We start from the raw sequence: 15,643 nt of genomic DNA on the forward strand, positions 1-15,643 counted from the left end.
TCCAAAAACGTGTGTTAGCCATGGGAACAGGCTACCGTTTTTTGCAAGCTGGCGTCGCCCCCTAGGGCACCCAAGTCCGCGATACGCTGCTTCAGGTAGGCGAGCCTGTTACGGTCCGGTTCGGCCGCTGCCCACTTCTCCAGGATCGCCAGCTGCGCGGTTCTCAAAGCATCGGCCGCGCACACGCCGATATCGGGCGTCACGCCGACGCCCTCCCAGTTCGACTTCGTGATCGGACTGGTCAAGCGGCTCAAGGGAATGAAGGCGGCGAAGTTCGGCAGCAGGCGGATGTCGTCGCCCGCATTGGCACCGCCGCCGGTCGTTTCGCCGACGACGGTGGCGCGTTTCAGGTTCTTGAGCGCGTAAGCAAAATCTTCCGCCGCCGAGAAGCTGGCCTTGCTGGTGAGGATGTAGACCTCCTTCTTCTGGCCATAGCGAGGGCCGGGCACCACGTCCAGGCTCCAGCGCTGTTCGAGCCGGTTTCCTTCGCGGTAGTAGAAATCGCTCAGGTGGGTCCGCTTGTCGAGCAGGTAGCTGGCCAGAAGCGTCGAGGCGGCCGCATCGCCGCCACCGTTGTTGCGCAGGTCGATGATCAACGCGTCGGTATGCGCCAGTACCGTCATGGCGGCGGCCAGGGTCTCGGCCGCATGCCCGGCGGGCGCAAAGCCGGCCAGCTCCAGGTAGCCTATGTTGAAGGGCAAGTGCTCGACCTTCGCCACACCAAAATTATCCGACCGCAGCTCCGCCAGGCGGCGGGCGGCCTCGTCTGGCGCAGGTTCGGTCTTCAGCTTCCTTGCGGGGATCGTGTCTTCACTGAACTGCACCCGCAGATGCCGGTCTTTGGCGGTGGCTTGCATCTCCTGCGTCAGGGCTTCCGACAACTGGCGTGCGCTCGTGATGCCCTCGTAGGCGCCGCGCTGCTGCTGCGCGCGCAGCGATGCGGCGACTTTCCTTGCGACCTCAGGAAAGACGTAACGCCCCTCGACTTCGTCGATCAGGGTCTTGATGAGTTGCTGGCGGTCCGCGGCCGTCATCCGCATGTCGGCCTGCGCCAAAGCCGGCGATCCGGCCAGGGCTGAAACAAGGATGCTGCTGAGCAGCGCGTGCAATACTTTCATGGTGTCCCCTGGCGCCTCGGACGATTTCCGAGTCCCTGACATCTCAGGAAAGATTGCAATATTTCAAGACATGCCTTGCGATTTATTCCGTGCGCATATCAGAAAGCACGCCGCATCCCGAGGTTGATCGCCCCGCCGCCGCCGCTGCGCACGCTGGCGTTCTGCAGGCCGCTCTGCTGCCGGATGTGCGAATACGCGGCATAGAAATCGAGCTTGCGCGAGACCGCATAGGTGGCGCCGACCGCGATCTGGCGCGCGTCGCGGTTGGCCGGGTCGCGGTCGTTCTTGCGGATGTAGGAAGCCAGCAGCGTGGTCGCATGGTTGATCGGCACCGCCACCCCGGCCAGCACGTCGCGGCTGTCGGTCGAGGTGGTCGAGCTGATGCCGGCGCCGTAGGGATTGTCCGGGTTGAACAGCGGTGAACTGCCCCAGCCGCGGCTGGCGCTGTAGGCGGCATACGCAGTGCCCCAGCTGAAGCGCATGTTGGCGGCCACGATGGAATTTTTTGCCGCCATGCTGATGTCGACCGGATTGATGCGGGTGACCTTGGCCACGTTGCGGTTCTGGTGTGCCGCGCGGATGGTGAAGGGGCCGGCGTTGAAGCCCACCGTCATGCCCCAGGCGCGGCCCGAGGGCGAACCGTCGATGTCGCCCTTGCCCCAGGACGAGCCGGCCGTGAAGCCATTGAATTCGCTTTGATAGGTGACGCTGTCGTCCAGCCGGCGCACGTCGGCGGCGGCGCCGCTGGCGCTGCCGGCCAGGCCGCCGTGGAAGGGATCGCCGACGTCGCTCAGGGCCAGGAATTCCAGGTTGTACTGGCGGCCCACGGTGAGTGAGCGGGATACGGCTGCCTTGCGCTGCTCCGCCTCATGCGCGGTTTCCAGCGTGAAAATCGCCGGCGCGTCGCCGGCACGACCGGTACCGGCTTCCCTGACTTCTCTTGCAACCTCGCCCGTGCCGGCGTTCCCGATGGGCACCGCCGTATTCTGGGCCGAGACGCACGCTGCGCTCGCTCCGAGCACGGCACCTGCGACGATGGACATCTTCATGGCGTCATTCCCTCTTTGAAGCCATCATTCCCTCATTTGCCGAGCTGATCTGTCTATTACTTCACATAAAACAGCAGTACCGGACCAGGGCAAAAAGGGGCGGTGCATTCGTCCGAGCCGAACTTTCCCGCTTACCTAAGGTTCTACACCGTAGAATGAGCGGGCACAAGAGGCTTGAACAAAACCCGAGGAGACCCCATGACTTTCGTTGTCCGCCCCCTGCCCGCATTTGCCCTGGCGCTCAGCGCCGCGCTCACCATCCTCGCCGCCCCATCCGCACTGGCCCAGCAGGCCGCAAGTGCGCCCATGACCCACCCGGCATGGTCGCGCAGCGCCAATATCTACGAGGTCAATATCCGCCAGTACACGCAGGAAGGGACATTCAATGCCTTTGCCAAACACCTGCCGCGCCTGCGCAAGATGGGCGTGGACATCCTGTGGCTGATGCCGGTCCAGCCGATCGGCGTCAAGAACCGCAAGGGCACGCTCGGCAGTTACTACGCGGTGCGCGACTACACGGCCGTGAATCCGGAATTCGGCACGATGGACGACTTCAAGCGCCTCGTGAAGCAGGCCCAGGGCATGGGCATGCGCGTCATCATCGACTGGGTCGCCAACCACACCGCCTTCGACAACCCGTGGACGGTCCGGCACAAGGACTGGTACCTGAAGGATGCCAAGGGCGAGATCTTCCCGGTGACCTATACCGAGGGCGCGGAACCCGAATACTGGACCGACGTCACCGGCCTGGACTGGAAGCAGCCCGGCCTGTGGACCGGCATGCGCGAGGCGATGGCCTTCTGGGTGCGCGAGACCGGCATCGACGGTTTCCGCTGCGACGTGGCGGCCAAGGTGCCGACCGCGTTCTGGGAAGAGACCCGCGCCGAACTGGAACGCATCAAGCCGGTGTTCATGCTGGCCGAGGCCTGGCAGCCCGAGCTGCACAGGCGCGCCTTCGACATGAGCTACGGCTGGGATACGCTGACCGTATTCAAGGACGTCGCCAAGGGCAAGGCCGGCGCCAGGGCATTGCGGGCGCTGTTCGAGCAGCCGCCGGTGGCCTATCCGGAGCACGCCTACCGGATGCGCTTCACCAGCAACCACGATGAGAATTCCTGGCATGGCAGCGACGCCGAGCATTATGGGCCGGCGTTCAAGGCGATGGCGGTGCTGGCGGCGACGCTGCCGGGCATGCCGCTGATCTACGGCGGACAGGAGGCGGGGCTCGACAAGCGGCTGGAATTCTTCGAGAAGGATCCGATCGTGTGGCGCGAGCATGCCAACGAAGGGGTGTATACCTTCCTGCTGAAGCTCAAGCATGACAATCCGGCGCTGTGGAACGGGCAGTATGGCGGGACGATGCGGGTGCTGGAGACGGGGAACGACAAGGTGTTCGCGTTCCGGCGCGAGAAGAGCGGGAACGTGGTTGCGGTGACGGTGAACCTGTCCGGGGTGGTGCAGCGCTATGCGGTGGCGGGGCGGGAGGAGTCGCTGGGGGCGTGGGAGTACAAGGTGTCGGGGGCAGTCAAGTAGTGGGACGCTACGCTATGTCAGGTACCTTGTACGCGGCGAACTTGGGTTCCCGCCTGCGCGGGAACGACGTGCTGGATGTGCAGGTGGTAGAGACGCTACCGCTGTTCTTCCGCTACCCTAAAAACCGTCGTTCCCGCGCAGGCGGGAACCCAATTTTGTATCGACATCGTTAGCTCACGCGCTACCTGCGCAAGCCCGCAAACACCGCCGGCTCCCACTCCCGCGAGGCCAGCAGCAAGCCCGTCCCGCGCCGTTGCGGCAGCGGCGCCGCCAGGCTCTCTTCGTGCAGCTGCGCGAAGCGCGCCCGCAGCTGGCGCAGCTCGCCCTGCAGCTTGGCGCGCGCGCTTTCGGTCAGCATGCCGTGCACGAAGTCGAGCGTGTCGCCCGGCTGGCCGAAGGCGCTGTCGATAAATCCGGGCATGCCCTGCTCGCGGAAGTACTGGCGGATCGGCCCGCCCGGCAGCCAGTCGAAGTCGCGCGCCACGTTCAGGCGGATGCGGTTGCCGGGCAGGAGGGTGATCAGGTCCAGCCGGTCGAGGCGCAGCAGCAGCTGCACGCATTCGGCCTCGCTCAGGCGATAGGCCTGCAGCATCTCGGCCATGGTCCAGTGGTTCAGGGCGCACACCGCCACCAGCAGCAGGCGCGCATCCGATACCAGCTCGCGTTCCTGGGCCGGGCTCAGGGTGCGCAGGCGCTGGTGGCCCTGCCCCGCCTCCTGCGCCAGCTCGGCCAGGGTCAGGCCCACCAGGGAGCAGATCTCGACCAGGCGGTCGAGCGTGAACTGCTCGCTGGCGAACAGGCGCTTGACGCTCGGTTCGGACAGGCCGAGCGCCTCGGCGACGTCGCGGTAGGTCTTGTCCTGCTGTTTGAGCTCGCGCTTGAGCGTGGCGATGAGTTGGGTGATTTCGGACATAGCGGCGATGGTAGCAGCGCCGCGCCCGCATGGGCAAGGGTCAGAACGACGCCGCCAGCGCGACGCCGTTCTTGCCGGTGCGCTTGACCGCGTACATCGCGTGGTCGGCGCGTGCCAGCCAGCCGTCGATGTCGAGCGGGTCGTCCGGGCGATGCAGGGCGATGCCGATGCTGGCGCCCACCGTCACGGTGGCGCTGCGCAGGATGAAGGGCTCGGCGAGGTGCGCGAGCAGCTTGCGCGCGGTCTCGTCGGCATGGGCGGCGTCGCTCAGCATCTCCAGCACCACCACGAATTCGTCGCCGGCCAGGCGCGCCACCATGTCGGTCTTGCGCACGCCCTGCAGCAGGCGGCCGCCGAACTGGCGCAGCAGCTCGTCGCCTTCTTCGTGGCCGTGACTGTCGTTGACCGCCTTGAAGCCGTCCACGTCGAGGAACAGCAAGGCGCACGGCCGTCCGACCCGGCGCGCACGGCTCATCGCCTCGGGCAGCGCTTCCAGCAGCGCGCGGCGGTTGGGCAGGCCGGTGAGCACGTCGCGCAGCAGCAGCGCCTGCAGCTCGGCGGTGCGCTCGGCCACGGCCAGCTCGAGGCGCTCGTTCAGGGCCAGCAGGGCCTGGCGGTGCGCGGTCTCGCTGTGCACCAGCTCGCGCATCGTGCTCGACAGGATCCGGGTCTCGAGGAAGCCGTCCACCTGCGGGATCGGCGGCGCTTCCCTGCCGGTGCGGGTCGCCTCGGTGGCACGCTCGATCGCCGCGCGCAGCACCGCCATCGGGCGCGTCAGGCGGCGTGCCATCAGCGCCGCCAGGCCGGCCAGCAGTAGCGCCAGCACGGCGCTCCAGCCGAGCATGCGCAGCTTCAGGTCGGCCGTACTTTCCATCGCCCGGTCCTCGGTCTGGCGCACCAATACCGTCCAGCGCAGCGAGGCCGGGTCGAGCACGTCGCCGGTCCGGCTGTAGCCGGTCAGGTAGGCGCGGCCATCCGGCCAGACTTCGCGCAGCGAGCCGGTCATGCCCTTCTGCGCCAGGCGCAGGCTGGTGGTATCGACCTTCGTCTCGACCATCGACTGCGGGCCGAGCATGACGGTGCCGTCGTCGCGGATCACCAGGATCTCGGCGCCGTATTCGCGCAGCGCCGGCGTGAGCAGCTGGCGCGCATGGCGCCGCGCCCACTCCCAGCTCAGGTGCAGGCCGAGCACGGCGACCGGCTTGCCGTTCCCGTCGAGGATGGGACCGGACAGGTCGACGAAGCGCCACGGATCGGGCTTGCGCGGCAAGACCTTCTCGAGCAGCAGCGCGGGATGGTAGTCGGAGGCATGCACGCCACGCATGCCGATGGTGAACCATGGCCGCTTGCTGACATTGGCGCCCTCCAGCATGCGGCCGGTGGCGGCCACCACCCTGCCGTCGAGGTCGGCGATGCCGATCCAGGCGTAATCGGGGAAGGTCCGCTGCAGGCTTTCGAGCACCGCACGCGACTGGTCGGCATCCCTGGCATAGCGCACCGCCGGAAGCTCGGCCAGCAGCCGGGCGTCGCCGGTGGCCTGCTCGATCACCCGGTTCAGCGAATCGCGCATCTGCCAGGACAGCTGCTGCAGCCGCAGCTGGGCTTCCTCGCGCGCCTGGCGCACGGCGAAGTGGTTGACGAGCGCCAGCTGGAGCGCGACCGTCAGCGCGACCGTGGCGCAGACCGCCAAGGTCATCACACTGGACAGACGCATTTTTCCGAAGATGCCGCTCATGGACGAATCATAGCCAAGCAAATCAAATGGGCGCACATTGTAACGACATTCCTGCCAATCAATAAATACAAATAGGCATCATTTGTTGCCTCATAGACCAGTTCATGGTGTTTGCAACGGTTCAACTCCGGGACGGTTTAGCAAAACCGAATGGATGGGCTACACTCGGCAGTATTATTCCTTTATGGGAAACAATCGATGAGCACGCAGATGGACCGTTTCCAGGAGATGCGCATTTTCACGCGCATCGTCGAGCGGCGCAGCTTCACGCTGGCGGCCGACGACCTGCAACTGCCGCGCGCCACCGTCACCAATGCCATCAAGCGCCTGGAAGCGCGCCTGGCGGCCCGCCTGCTGGAGCGCACCACGCGGGTGGTGGCGCCGACGCTCGACGGGCAGGCCTATTACGAACGCTGCGTGCGCCTGCTGGCCGAACTGGCGGAAATGGAGAGCGTCTTCAGCCGTACCGAGCCGGCCGGCCTGCTGCGCGTGAACCTGCAGCCCTCGCTGGCCAAGCAGGTGCTGGCCCCAAGCCTGCCCGCCTTCCTGGCGCGCTATCCCGGCATCGTGCTGCAGATCGGCGAAGGCGACCGCCTGGTCGACCTGGTGCGCGAAGGGATCGATTGCGTGCTGCGCGCCGGGAATCTGCAGGACTCGTCGATGGTGGCGCAGGAGGTGGCGCGGCTGACCCAGGTCACGGTCGCCAGCCCGGCCTACCTCGACCGCCACGGCCGCCCCGGCAGCCTCGACGAACTCGATTGCCACCATGCGGTGCACTTCATCTCGTCCAGCACCGGCCGGCCCTACCCGCTGGAGTTCAGCGTGGGCGGCGAGCTGCGCCAGGTGGTGCTGCCGGCATCGGTCAGCGTGAGCGGCGCCGACATGTACACGGCGACGGCCATCGCGGGCCTGGGCATCGTGCAGGTGCCGCGCTACCGCATCGACGATGCGCTGCGCGAAGGCCGGCTCGAGATCGTGCTGCCGGCGCTGGCGCCGCCCGCCTTGCCGGTCTCAGTGCTGTATCCGCAAAGCCGCCAGCTGTCGCCGCGGGTGCGCGTGTTCGTCGACTGGATCAAGGAAGTCTTCGCGCAGGCCACCGGACTTTAAGCGGTGTACCATGGCGCTGCCGTGTGTACCAGAGGGAGAGCGTCGATGAGAGCAGCACTATGCCTGTCCGTTTGCCTGCTTGCCGGATGCGCGGCCGCCCCGCCTTCGGTGTCGAGCATCCCCGACGACGAGGTGCGGCGCCTGATGGCGCGCGAAAAGCTGCAGGGACTGGCGCTGGCCGTGATCGAGCGCGGCCAGGTGGTGAGCGTGAAGGCCTACGGCAGCCGCAGCGTCGAGCGCGGCCTGCCGCTGACGCCGCAGACCGTCATGTACGGCGCCTCGCTCACCAAGGCGGCTTTCGCCTATATGCTGCTGCAGCTGGTCGACGAAGGACGGCTCGACCTCGACGCGCCTGTTTCTACCCTGCTGCCCAGGCCCCTGCCCGCCTACGACCAGCAGCCCTGGGATTTCTCCGCGCTGGCGTACGACGACCGCTGGCGCAGGCTGACGCCGCGCATCCTGCTCACGCATGCTTCCGGCTTCGCCAACTTCCGCTGGCTCGAGCCGGACCGCAAGCTGCGCTTCCACTTCGATCCCGGCACGCGCTACGCCTATTCGGGCGAAGGCTTCTACATCCTGCAACTGATCGTCGAACGAGGCCTGGGGCTGGACACCGGCCAGGAAATGCAGCGCCGCGTCTTCGACCGCTTCGGGATGCGCAATACCAGCATGCAGTGGCGCCCGGATTTCGCGGCCAACCTGGCCGACGGCTATACGCTGGAGGGCAAGATGGAGCCGCACGACGAGCGCAGCCGGCCCAGCGCGGCCGGCTCGATGGACACCAGCATCGAGGACCAGGCGCGCCTGTGGGCGGGCGTGATGCGCGGAGAGGGACTCAGTGCGGCCTCACGCGCCATGCTGGTGGCGCCCCAGCTGCCGATCGGCTCGGCCAGCCAGTTCCCGACGCTCACGGCGCGACCGGCGACCTGGCCGCAAGGGCTTGCCGCGGGACTGGGCGTGGTGACGTTCCGCGACCGCAGCGGGCCGGCCTGGTTCAAGGGAGGACACAACGACAGCACCGGCAACATGGTCCTGTGCCTGGAGAGCGGCGCGCGCTGCGTGGTCATGCTGGCCAACGACGTGCGCGCCGAGCGGATCTATCCCGAACTCGCCCGGCGCGTGCTGGGCGAGACCGACATGCCGTGGGAATGGGAATACGGCGCTCAGTTACCGAAGTAGCGTCCCGGGCGGTGCCAGGCCATGACCATGCTGCTCATGGCGATCGCGCTCAGCGACGACCAGCCCACCAGCTCCGGCGTGACGATCGCCAGCGCCGCCAGCAGGATCACGCCGTCGATCAGGACCTGGGTGCGGCCGGCATTGATGCCGTACTTCTTCTGCAGCCACAGGGTGACGATGCCGGTGCCGCCGACCCCGGCGCCATGGCGCGCCAGTGCCAGGATGCCCATGCCGCAGAAGGTCCCGCCGCCGAGCGCGGCGACCATCGGGTGGATGTGGCCGATCACCAGGCCGTTCGGCAGCAGCTTGAGCATCGCCATGATCAGCACGCTGCCGACCAGGGATTTGGCGGTGAAGCGTGCGCCCATGAACAGGTAGCCGAACAGGAAGAACGGCAGGTTGATGAGCATGAATAGCACGCCGACCGTGTGCTCGGTGGTGTACGAGAGCAGCAGCGAAATGCCGGCCACGCCGCCGGTGATCAGGTTCGCGGCCTGCAGCAGCAGGACGCCCATGACGACGAACAGCACGCCGACGGCGATCCCGTAGACGTCGTCGAACAGGGTATGGGGCTTGATCGAGGCCACGCTCTTGACCTGTGCCGGCCGGGTTTGCAGGCTGCCCTGCATCATCGCGCCACCTCGCCACCAGACGCACGCGGGGAGCCGCCGTCAAATCGGTGAGAGGTCGAACCGGGCAGGAGATGATGCTTCATGTTCCTCACAATGCGTGAACAAAGTCGGGGGCCAGCGCTGCCGGATGATGGCACTTGTGATGACAACATCCGCGAACGTGGAAGGTACTACAGCGTATAGCCCGCCATTATTACCGATGTTGCAGCGCAATGACACTTCGCGTTCCGCATGACAGCCATTCGCGGAACGCATAACTTTATGAAGAGACAAGAGTCTTGCGCATGACGCCTATTTGTACAGCACCTCGGGCAGCCACATGCCGATCGCCGGGAAGGTGTAGAGCAGGATGATCCCCAGGATCTGCAGCCCCATGAAAGGCAGCATGCCGAGGAAGATCTGGTTCAGGGTGACGTGTGGCGGCGACACTCCCTTCAGGTAGAAGGCCGACATCGCCACCGGCGGCGACAGGAAGGCCGTCTGCAGGTTCATCGCCACCAGCAGGCCGAAGAACAGCGGGTCGATGTTGAAGTGGGCCAGCAAGGGCACGAAGATCGGCATGAAGATCACGATGATCTCGGTCCACTCGAGCGGCCAGCCGAGCAGGAAGATCACCACCTGGGCCAGGATCATGAACTGCACCGGGGTCAGGTCCATGCCGAGCACCCAGTTGTTGATGATCTCCTGCCCGCCCAGCAGCGCGAAGGCGGCCGAGAAGATGCTTGAGCCGACGAACAGCCAGCACACCATGGCCGTGGTCTTGGTCGCCAGGTGGGCCGAGTCGCGCAGCAGGGCATAGTTGAAGCGCCGGTAGGCGATCGCCAGGATCAGTCCACCGAAGGCGCCCATCGCCGCCGCCTCGGTCGGCGTGGCCAGCCCGAACACGATGCTGCCGAGGACCGCCAGGATCAGGATCGCCAGCGGGAACAGGGAGCCGAGCAGCATCTTGAAGATCTCGAGCCGCGCGAAGGTGAACAGCAGGTAGAAGATGGCCAGCGCGGCGGCGACCACCGCCAGCGTGATCCAGAAAGCCCGAGGGGCCGGCTTGGCGACCGGATCCGCGGAGGCCGGCGTGGGAATGGCCTGCGTCGCTGCCGGCGCCGGCGGCGCTGCCGCGGCCGGCGCGCCCCCTTCGACGGGCGGTTCGGCCAGCGCTCCCTCCACCGGCGGCTCTTCCAGGCCGCCGGCATCGCCGCCGGACGCTGAATCGAGGTCTTGCTGGGCGCCCATCTCGACCAGTTCGGTGGCCGGCCCTTCCGGTGCGGTCACCATGCGATAGCCGAGACCCATGATGGCGGCAAAGGCCAGGGCCGGCAGCAGGGCGACGAACAGGTTCGAGGCAAGGGTGCGCTGCGGCGCGCCCGCCCCCTTGAAGGCGCGCAGCAGGCCCGGCACCGCCCTCTTGCCGTAGGCGCCGGGAATGGCCTGGGTGTAGGCCGGCAGCGCCACGATACGCTCCTCCGCGGGCAGCGGCGGCGCCATGGATGGCCGCAGCTTGGCGATGATCAGCACATAGCCGACGTACAGCCCGGCCAGCATGATCCCGGGGAAGAAGGCGCCCGCATACAGCTTGACCACCGAGACCCCGGCCGTCGCGCCGTACACGATCAGGAGCACCGAGGGCGGAATCAGGATGCCCAGGCAGCCGCCCGCCGTGATGCTGCCGGCCGACAGCTGGGTGCTGTAGCCGGCCTTGAGCATGGCCGGCAAGGCCAGCAGGCCCATGAGGGTAACCACCGCGCCGACGATGCCGGTGGCGGTGGCGAAGATCGCGCAGGTGACGATGGTGGCCACCGCCAGCGAACCGGGCACGCGCGCCATCGCCAGGTGCAGGCTCTTGAACAGGCGTTCGATCAGGTTGGCGCGTTCCACCAGGTAGCCCATGAAGATGAACAGCGGGATCGAGATCAGCACGTCGTTGGCCATCACCGAATAGGCCCGCTGCACCATCAGGTCGAGGGTGAGCTGGACCGCCTGGCCGGGATCCTGGCTGTGGAAGGCGAACCAGGCGAACATCACGCCCATGCCCATCAGGGTGAAGGCGGTGGGGAAGCCCAGCATGATGGCGACCACCACCAACGCCAGCATCAAGAGGCCGAGGTGGCCGTTGGTCATGTCGGCGGGCGCCGGCATCAGGATGAACAGGCCGATGACGATCGCCAGCAGGATCGACAGGCCGAACCAGATTTCCTTCCTCATGGCGCCTCCTTGCCGGTCGAGACCTGGGCCTTGAGCTGGTCGACGTCGACCTCTTCGACATCGGGCTCGCGCGGGGGCCAGGCGCCGTTCTTCAGGCAGACCACGCAGCGCACGATCTCCACGAAGCCCTGCAGCAGGAGCAGCACGCCGGCGAAGGGAATCACCATCTTGAAGGGATACAGCGGCGGGCCGTTGGCGGTGAGCGTGGAGTGCTCCTTGATGGCCAGCGACTCGGCGGCATAGGTGGTGCCGGCCCAGACCAGGGCGACCACGCCGGGGATGAAGAAGACGAAGTACAGGACCAGGTCGAGGCCGGCCTGCAGGCGCGGCGGAAAGAAGGAATACAGCACGTCGCCGCGCACGTGGCCATTCTTGGCCAGGGTGTAGGCGCCGGCCATCATGAAGGCGGCGCCGTACATCATGATCATCAGGTCGAAGGCCCAGGGATTGGGCGTGTTCAGGACATAGCGCGCGAAGACTTCCCAGGTGATGAGGAAGGTGAGCGCGACGATCAGCCAGGAAAAGGCCTGCCCTACCCAGCTGCTGACCCGGTCGACGAAAAACAAGACGTTTTGCATGGAGCTGCTCCGGTCGAACACACAGGGCCCGCCCCTCGTCATGAAGGGCGGGCACACGTCAAGCTGCAGGATGGCTTAGGCCTTCTTGGCCGGCGCCTTGCGGCCGAAGTAGTGGTTGTAGGCCATGCGGCGCGGGTTGTTGGTGTCCATGTCCCACTTCATCGCGCGCTCGGCGAAGGCGCGCATCGAGGCCTCGACCTTCTTGAACAGCGGATTGTCGGCGCCCTTCTTGGCCACCACCTGGTCCCACACCGCGAGCTGGGCCTGCAGCACCGAGTCCGGCGTCTTGTAGAACTTGACCCCGTTCTGGGCCTGCATGCCGGCATAGTCCTTGGAATAGCGGTCGACCGCCTTCCACGACATGTCGGCCGATGCCGCCTCGACCGCATTCTCGATGATCGACCGCATCATGGCCGGCAGCGCGTCGTACTTGGTCTTGTTGAAGGTGATCTCGAAGGTCTCGGAGCTCTGGTGGAAGCTTTGCAGCATGCAGATCTTCGACACGTCCGGGAAGCCGAGCACGCGATCGGAACTGGCATTGTTGAATTCGGCCCCGTCCAGCAGGCCGCGGTCCATCGCCGGGACGATCTCGCCGGCCGGCAGCGCATTCACCGCGGCGCCCATGGCCGTGAACAGGTCGATCGCCAGGCCGTTGGTGCGGAACTTCAGGCCCTTCAGGTCTTCGACCTTGCTGATCGGTTTCTTGAACCAGCCCAGCGGCTGGGTCGGCATCGGGCCGGTGAGGAAGGAGACGACGTTGGCGCCGATGCCCTTGTACAGTTCGGCCAGCAGCGCCTTGCCGCCGCCGTACTTGTGCCAGGCCAGCACCATGTTGGCGTCCATGCCGAAGGCCGGACCCGAGGTCCACAGCGCGATGGCGCTCTGCTTGCCGTAGTTGTAGCCCATGACGCCGTGGCCGCCGTCGAGGGTGCCCTTGGAGACGGCGTCGAGCAGGCCGAAGGCGGGAACGACGGCGCCGGCCGGCAGCACTTCGATTTTCAGCTCGCCGCCGGTCATGTCGTTGACCTTCTTGGCGAAGTCGAGCGCGTATTCGTGGAAGATATCCTTGCTGGGCCAGGTGCTCTGGAAGCGCATCTGCTTCGGGGTCTGGGCTGTTGCGACCATCGGGACCGCGAGGGCGGCTCCGGCGGTGCCGGCGGCTGCGGTGCCGAGGAACTTACGGCGGGTGGATGCTGGCTTCTTTACATCGTCGTCACGCTGCTTCATCGTCTGTCTCCTGTTTAGTTTTTTACACGGACTGAATCGCTGCACGTACAACTACTGGTTTTGGCTGGACTTCTCCTTCTATTAAATATTTGCTACGCCTTCTCTCAGGATGTTCTCGTTTCCTTACGGATTGCTTACGCGGGGCTTACGGAGGATCGTTCGGTTTTGTTGTTGTGTCAAGAGCACGCTGAAGCTCCCGCTCCGGCTCCCCGGCATCGGGCTTTTCGGTACACTGGGGCCGTCTTGCAAGGAGACCAGCGTGGAACATATCGTGTTGTTGGGCGATTCCGTATTCGATAACGCCGCCTACGTCGCGGCCGGCTGCGATGTCACGTCCCAGCTGCGCTTGCGTCTCAGCCCGCGCCACCGCGTCTCCCTGCTGGCGCATGACGGAGACGTCCTTGCCGACATGGCGCAACAGGTCCCTCGCCTCGAGCAGCTGGACGCGCCGGCCACCTGGCTGCTGGTGAGTTGCGGCGGCAATGACGTATTGGGTCTGGTGGGCGCAATGCACAGTCCGGTGCAGACGGTGCTCGAAGCGGCCGAGCTGCTGGCATCCTGGCAGGCCGCATTCCGGCGCGATTACCGGGCCATGCTCGAGGCCGTCCTTGCGCGCGGCAAGCCGACCGCCGTGGCGACCATCTACGACGGGGTGCCCGGCCTGCGCACGGCGCTGGCGCCGTTCAACGACGTGATCCTGCGCGAAGCCGCGGCGCTGGGCCTGCCGGTGCTGGACTTGCGCCTGGTGTGCTGCGATCCGGCCGATTATGTGCCCTCTTCCCCGATCGAGCCCTCGGCCCAGGGCGCCGCCAGGATCGCGGCGGCCATCGCCGAGCTGGTCGGCACGCGGCATCCGGCTGCGACGCATATCACGGTGTACGGTGGGGCGCGTCAGCGGGCTGGAGCGTAGATGGAGCAGTTGATACGTTACCAAGGGAAATGCGGGTCCGTAGCATGCAGCCATCAACGTGCCGGCAAACACCGAATTCCTCGGCGTTTCAAGAGAATCAGAACTTGCAGGCGCATTGAGACGAGAGGTCGATGCGTTCATCGACAAGGGCTGGAAGCCTGAATCGAAGTAAGCCGGCGCCATCATGCCGGGCAAACCTCCAGCGGGAAGAACCGGCAACGCTCAGCCTGGACCTCTGGCCCGCGCCTTGTTCTTCTACTTTCCGGTAGCTTCGTCGCTACGACTAGCGGAGGAAACGATGTCCAAGATTGTTGTTATCGGAGGTTCGGCCGGTGCGATCAATGCCCTGAAGCTCATCCTGCCTACCTTGCCGCATGACTTCCCAGCTGCAATATTGATCGTCACCCACATCGGATCACAGAAAAGCATGCTTGCAGAGATCCTGGGACGCCGTTCAACGATGCCTGTGCGCCATGCGATCGATGGTGAGCCGATCATCCCGGGGCGTGTTCTGGTAGCGCCGCCCGACGAGCATCTGATGGTGATGCGAAGCGGCGACCGGGCGTATGCACGTTTGGTACATGGGCCAAAAGAGAACCACAGTCGTCCGGCGGTCGATCCGCTTTTTCGCACTGCCGCATCTGCCTTCGGCTCGAACACGATCGGCCTTGTCCTCAGCGGCTATCTTGATGACGGAACCGTAGGTTTGCAGGCGGTTAAAGCCTGCGGAGGCGTCGCCCTTGTGCAGGACCCTGCGGAATCCGATGCATCTGATATGCCGGCAAGCGCAATAAAATATGCGGATGTTGACCGGGTGCTCGGTGTGAACGAGATTGGACCGGCACTCCTCCAGTTGGCGAAAGCAGACGTGCAGCAAAGCGCCGCGGGTCAGCAGGATGTCATGTCCGGCAAGCCGAACTGGATAGATATCGAGAGCCGGATCACCGCACAGGACAGCGATATGGATGATCTAGAGAAAATCGGAAAGCTCTCATCGCTTACTTGCCCTGAGTGTAACGGCGCTTTGTGGGAAATCCGGGCCAAGGGGCCAATACGTTACCGCTGTCATACGGGTCATGCGTTCACAGCCAGGGTGCTCGAGGCACTACAGAGCGACGCAGTGGAAGATGCTATCTGGAGCGCCATTCGCGCTCTCCATGAGCAAGAACGTCTCTTCAGCAAAATGGCCGAGAAAGAACTTCAGACCGGGCGCCAGGAAGGGGCTGCCGAGTACCAGGCCATGGCTGCTCGAGCACGAACGCACTCGCAGGCCCTGCGCGACGTGATCGCTGCGCGCGCACTCGTCAGCCACAGTGATGCTTCTTGACTGTCTTGCACGCACTAGCCATTATTCAATTGGAAGTCCGCTTTCTCAAGGAAACGGCATACTATCGATTCCTGTCATCGATACAGTCTGTCCATGTCAAAGCCGGCCCCGGAGTTCGATCATTTTGCCCACGATA

Annotated in this window: 13 protein-coding genes; 5 read left to right on the forward strand and 8 right to left on the reverse strand. The window is 65.5% G+C overall.

The window, feature by feature from the left end; translation table 11 throughout:
• Window positions 1–14: 14 nt before the first annotated feature.
• Window positions 15–1,118 (reverse strand): S41 family peptidase, encoded by a 1,104-nt coding sequence (locus ACSQ25_RS16685; protein ID WP_436106793.1) that lies wholly within the window; start codon window positions 1,116–1,118, stop codon window positions 15–17.
• Between the two features lie 98 nt (window positions 1,119–1,216).
• Window positions 1,217–2,167 carry a porin gene (locus tag ACSQ25_RS16690; protein WP_436106794.1) on the reverse strand — a complete coding sequence of 317 codons (951 nt, stop codon included), beginning with the start codon at window positions 2,165–2,167 and terminating at the stop codon, window positions 1,217–1,219.
• 198 nt (window positions 2,168–2,365) lie between these two features.
• On the opposite strand from ACSQ25_RS16690, the gene ACSQ25_RS16695 reads away from it, so the two are divergent.
• Window positions 2,366–3,700 carry an alpha-amylase family glycosyl hydrolase gene (locus ACSQ25_RS16695; RefSeq protein WP_436106795.1) on the forward strand — a complete coding sequence of 445 codons (1,335 nt, stop codon included), beginning with the start codon at window positions 2,366–2,368 and terminating at the stop codon, window positions 3,698–3,700.
• 181 nt (window positions 3,701–3,881) lie between these two features.
• Here ACSQ25_RS16695 and ACSQ25_RS16700 read toward each other — a convergent pair whose 3' ends face one another.
• Window positions 3,882–4,613 carry a helix-turn-helix domain-containing protein gene (locus ACSQ25_RS16700; protein WP_436106796.1) on the reverse strand — a complete coding sequence of 244 codons (732 nt, stop codon included), beginning with the start codon at window positions 4,611–4,613 and terminating at the stop codon, window positions 3,882–3,884.
• Between the two features lie 40 nt (window positions 4,614–4,653).
• Window positions 4,654–6,348, reverse strand: a complete 1,695-nt coding sequence (locus tag ACSQ25_RS16705; RefSeq protein WP_436106797.1) for a diguanylate cyclase domain-containing protein — start codon at window positions 6,346–6,348, stop codon at window positions 4,654–4,656.
• A 210-nt stretch (window positions 6,349–6,558) separates the two neighbouring features.
• Here ACSQ25_RS16705 and ACSQ25_RS16710 point away from each other — a divergent pair, with 210 nt between their 5' ends.
• Together ACSQ25_RS16710 and ACSQ25_RS16715 are read left to right on the forward strand one after the other, a co-directional pair.
• Complete coding sequence (locus ACSQ25_RS16710) at window positions 6,559–7,455, forward strand: LysR family transcriptional regulator (protein ID WP_436108092.1); 897 nt, start codon at window positions 6,559–6,561, stop codon at window positions 7,453–7,455.
• A 45-nt stretch (window positions 7,456–7,500) separates the two neighbouring features.
• Complete coding sequence (locus ACSQ25_RS16715; protein WP_436106798.1) at window positions 7,501–8,634, forward strand: serine hydrolase domain-containing protein; 1,134 nt, start codon at window positions 7,501–7,503, stop codon at window positions 8,632–8,634.
• On the opposite strand, the gene ACSQ25_RS16720 is transcribed toward ACSQ25_RS16715, so the two are convergent.
• The 4 genes from ACSQ25_RS16720 to ACSQ25_RS16735 all read right to left on the reverse strand — a co-directional run bounded on the left by ACSQ25_RS16720 (window position 8,619) and on the right by ACSQ25_RS16735 (window position 13,270).
• Window positions 8,619–9,266: a YitT family protein gene (locus tag ACSQ25_RS16720; protein ID WP_436106799.1), complete on the reverse strand. Its 648-nt coding sequence runs from the start codon at window positions 9,264–9,266 to the stop codon at window positions 8,619–8,621. The genes ACSQ25_RS16715 and ACSQ25_RS16720 overlap by 16 nt on opposite strands.
• Window positions 9,267–9,557: 291 nt before the next feature.
• Window positions 9,558–11,465, reverse strand: a complete 1,908-nt coding sequence (locus tag ACSQ25_RS16725; protein WP_436106800.1) for a TRAP transporter large permease — start codon at window positions 11,463–11,465, stop codon at window positions 9,558–9,560.
• Window positions 11,462–12,043 carry a TRAP transporter small permease subunit gene (locus tag ACSQ25_RS16730; RefSeq protein WP_436106801.1) on the reverse strand — a complete coding sequence of 194 codons (582 nt, stop codon included), beginning with the start codon at window positions 12,041–12,043 and terminating at the stop codon, window positions 11,462–11,464. Before ACSQ25_RS16730 ends, ACSQ25_RS16725 begins: the two co-directional genes overlap by 4 nt.
• 75 nt (window positions 12,044–12,118) lie before the next feature.
• On the reverse strand, window positions 12,119–13,270 hold the full coding sequence (locus tag ACSQ25_RS16735) for a TRAP transporter substrate-binding protein (protein ID WP_436106802.1): 1,152 nt from the start codon (window positions 13,268–13,270) through the stop codon (window positions 12,119–12,121).
• 259 nt (window positions 13,271–13,529) lie between these two features.
• Here ACSQ25_RS16735 and ACSQ25_RS16740 point away from each other — a divergent pair, with 259 nt between their 5' ends.
• Together ACSQ25_RS16740 and ACSQ25_RS16745 are read left to right on the forward strand one after the other, a co-directional pair.
• Window positions 13,530–14,180 (forward strand): SGNH/GDSL hydrolase family protein, encoded by a 651-nt coding sequence (locus ACSQ25_RS16740; RefSeq protein ID WP_436106803.1) that lies wholly within the window; start codon window positions 13,530–13,532, stop codon window positions 14,178–14,180.
• Between the two features lie 298 nt (window positions 14,181–14,478).
• Window positions 14,479–15,507 carry a chemotaxis protein CheB gene (locus tag ACSQ25_RS16745; RefSeq protein WP_436106804.1) on the forward strand — a complete coding sequence of 343 codons (1,029 nt, stop codon included), beginning with the start codon at window positions 14,479–14,481 and terminating at the stop codon, window positions 15,505–15,507.
• Window positions 15,508–15,643 lie beyond the last annotated feature (136 nt).

The sequence above is a fragment of the Massilia sp. LjRoot122 genome, assembly GCF_964252725.1.
Lineage (GTDB): Bacteria > Pseudomonadota > Gammaproteobacteria > Burkholderiales > Burkholderiaceae_D > Telluria.

Excerpts from the sequence above, each read along its gene's own strand:
- ACSQ25_RS16685 (WP_436106793.1), bottom strand. The coding sequence starts at position 1,118 with ATGAAAGTATTGCACGCGCTGCTCAGCAGCATCCTTGTTTCAGCCCTG.
- ACSQ25_RS16690 (WP_436106794.1), bottom strand. The coding sequence starts at position 2,167 with ATGAAGATGTCCATCGTCGCAGGTGCCGTGCTCGGAGCGAGCGCAGCG.
- ACSQ25_RS16695 (WP_436106795.1), top strand. The coding sequence starts at position 2,366 with ATGACTTTCGTTGTCCGCCCCCTGCCCGCATTTGCCCTGGCGCTCAGC.
- ACSQ25_RS16700 (WP_436106796.1), bottom strand. The coding sequence starts at position 4,613 with ATGTCCGAAATCACCCAACTCATCGCCACGCTCAAGCGCGAGCTCAAA.
- ACSQ25_RS16705 (WP_436106797.1), bottom strand. The coding sequence starts at position 6,348 with ATGAGCGGCATCTTCGGAAAAATGCGTCTGTCCAGTGTGATGACCTTG.
- ACSQ25_RS16710 (WP_436108092.1), top strand. The coding sequence starts at position 6,559 with ATGGACCGTTTCCAGGAGATGCGCATTTTCACGCGCATCGTCGAGCGG.
- ACSQ25_RS16715 (WP_436106798.1), top strand. The coding sequence starts at position 7,501 with ATGAGAGCAGCACTATGCCTGTCCGTTTGCCTGCTTGCCGGATGCGCG.
- ACSQ25_RS16720 (WP_436106799.1), bottom strand. The coding sequence starts at position 9,266 with ATGATGCAGGGCAGCCTGCAAACCCGGCCGGCACAGGTCAAGAGCGTG.
- ACSQ25_RS16725 (WP_436106800.1), bottom strand. The coding sequence starts at position 11,465 with ATGAGGAAGGAAATCTGGTTCGGCCTGTCGATCCTGCTGGCGATCGTC.
- ACSQ25_RS16730 (WP_436106801.1), bottom strand. The coding sequence starts at position 12,043 with ATGCAAAACGTCTTGTTTTTCGTCGACCGGGTCAGCAGCTGGGTAGGG.
- ACSQ25_RS16735 (WP_436106802.1), bottom strand. The coding sequence starts at position 13,270 with ATGAAGCAGCGTGACGACGATGTAAAGAAGCCAGCATCCACCCGCCGT.
- ACSQ25_RS16745 (WP_436106804.1), top strand. The coding sequence starts at position 14,479 with ATGTCCAAGATTGTTGTTATCGGAGGTTCGGCCGGTGCGATCAATGCC.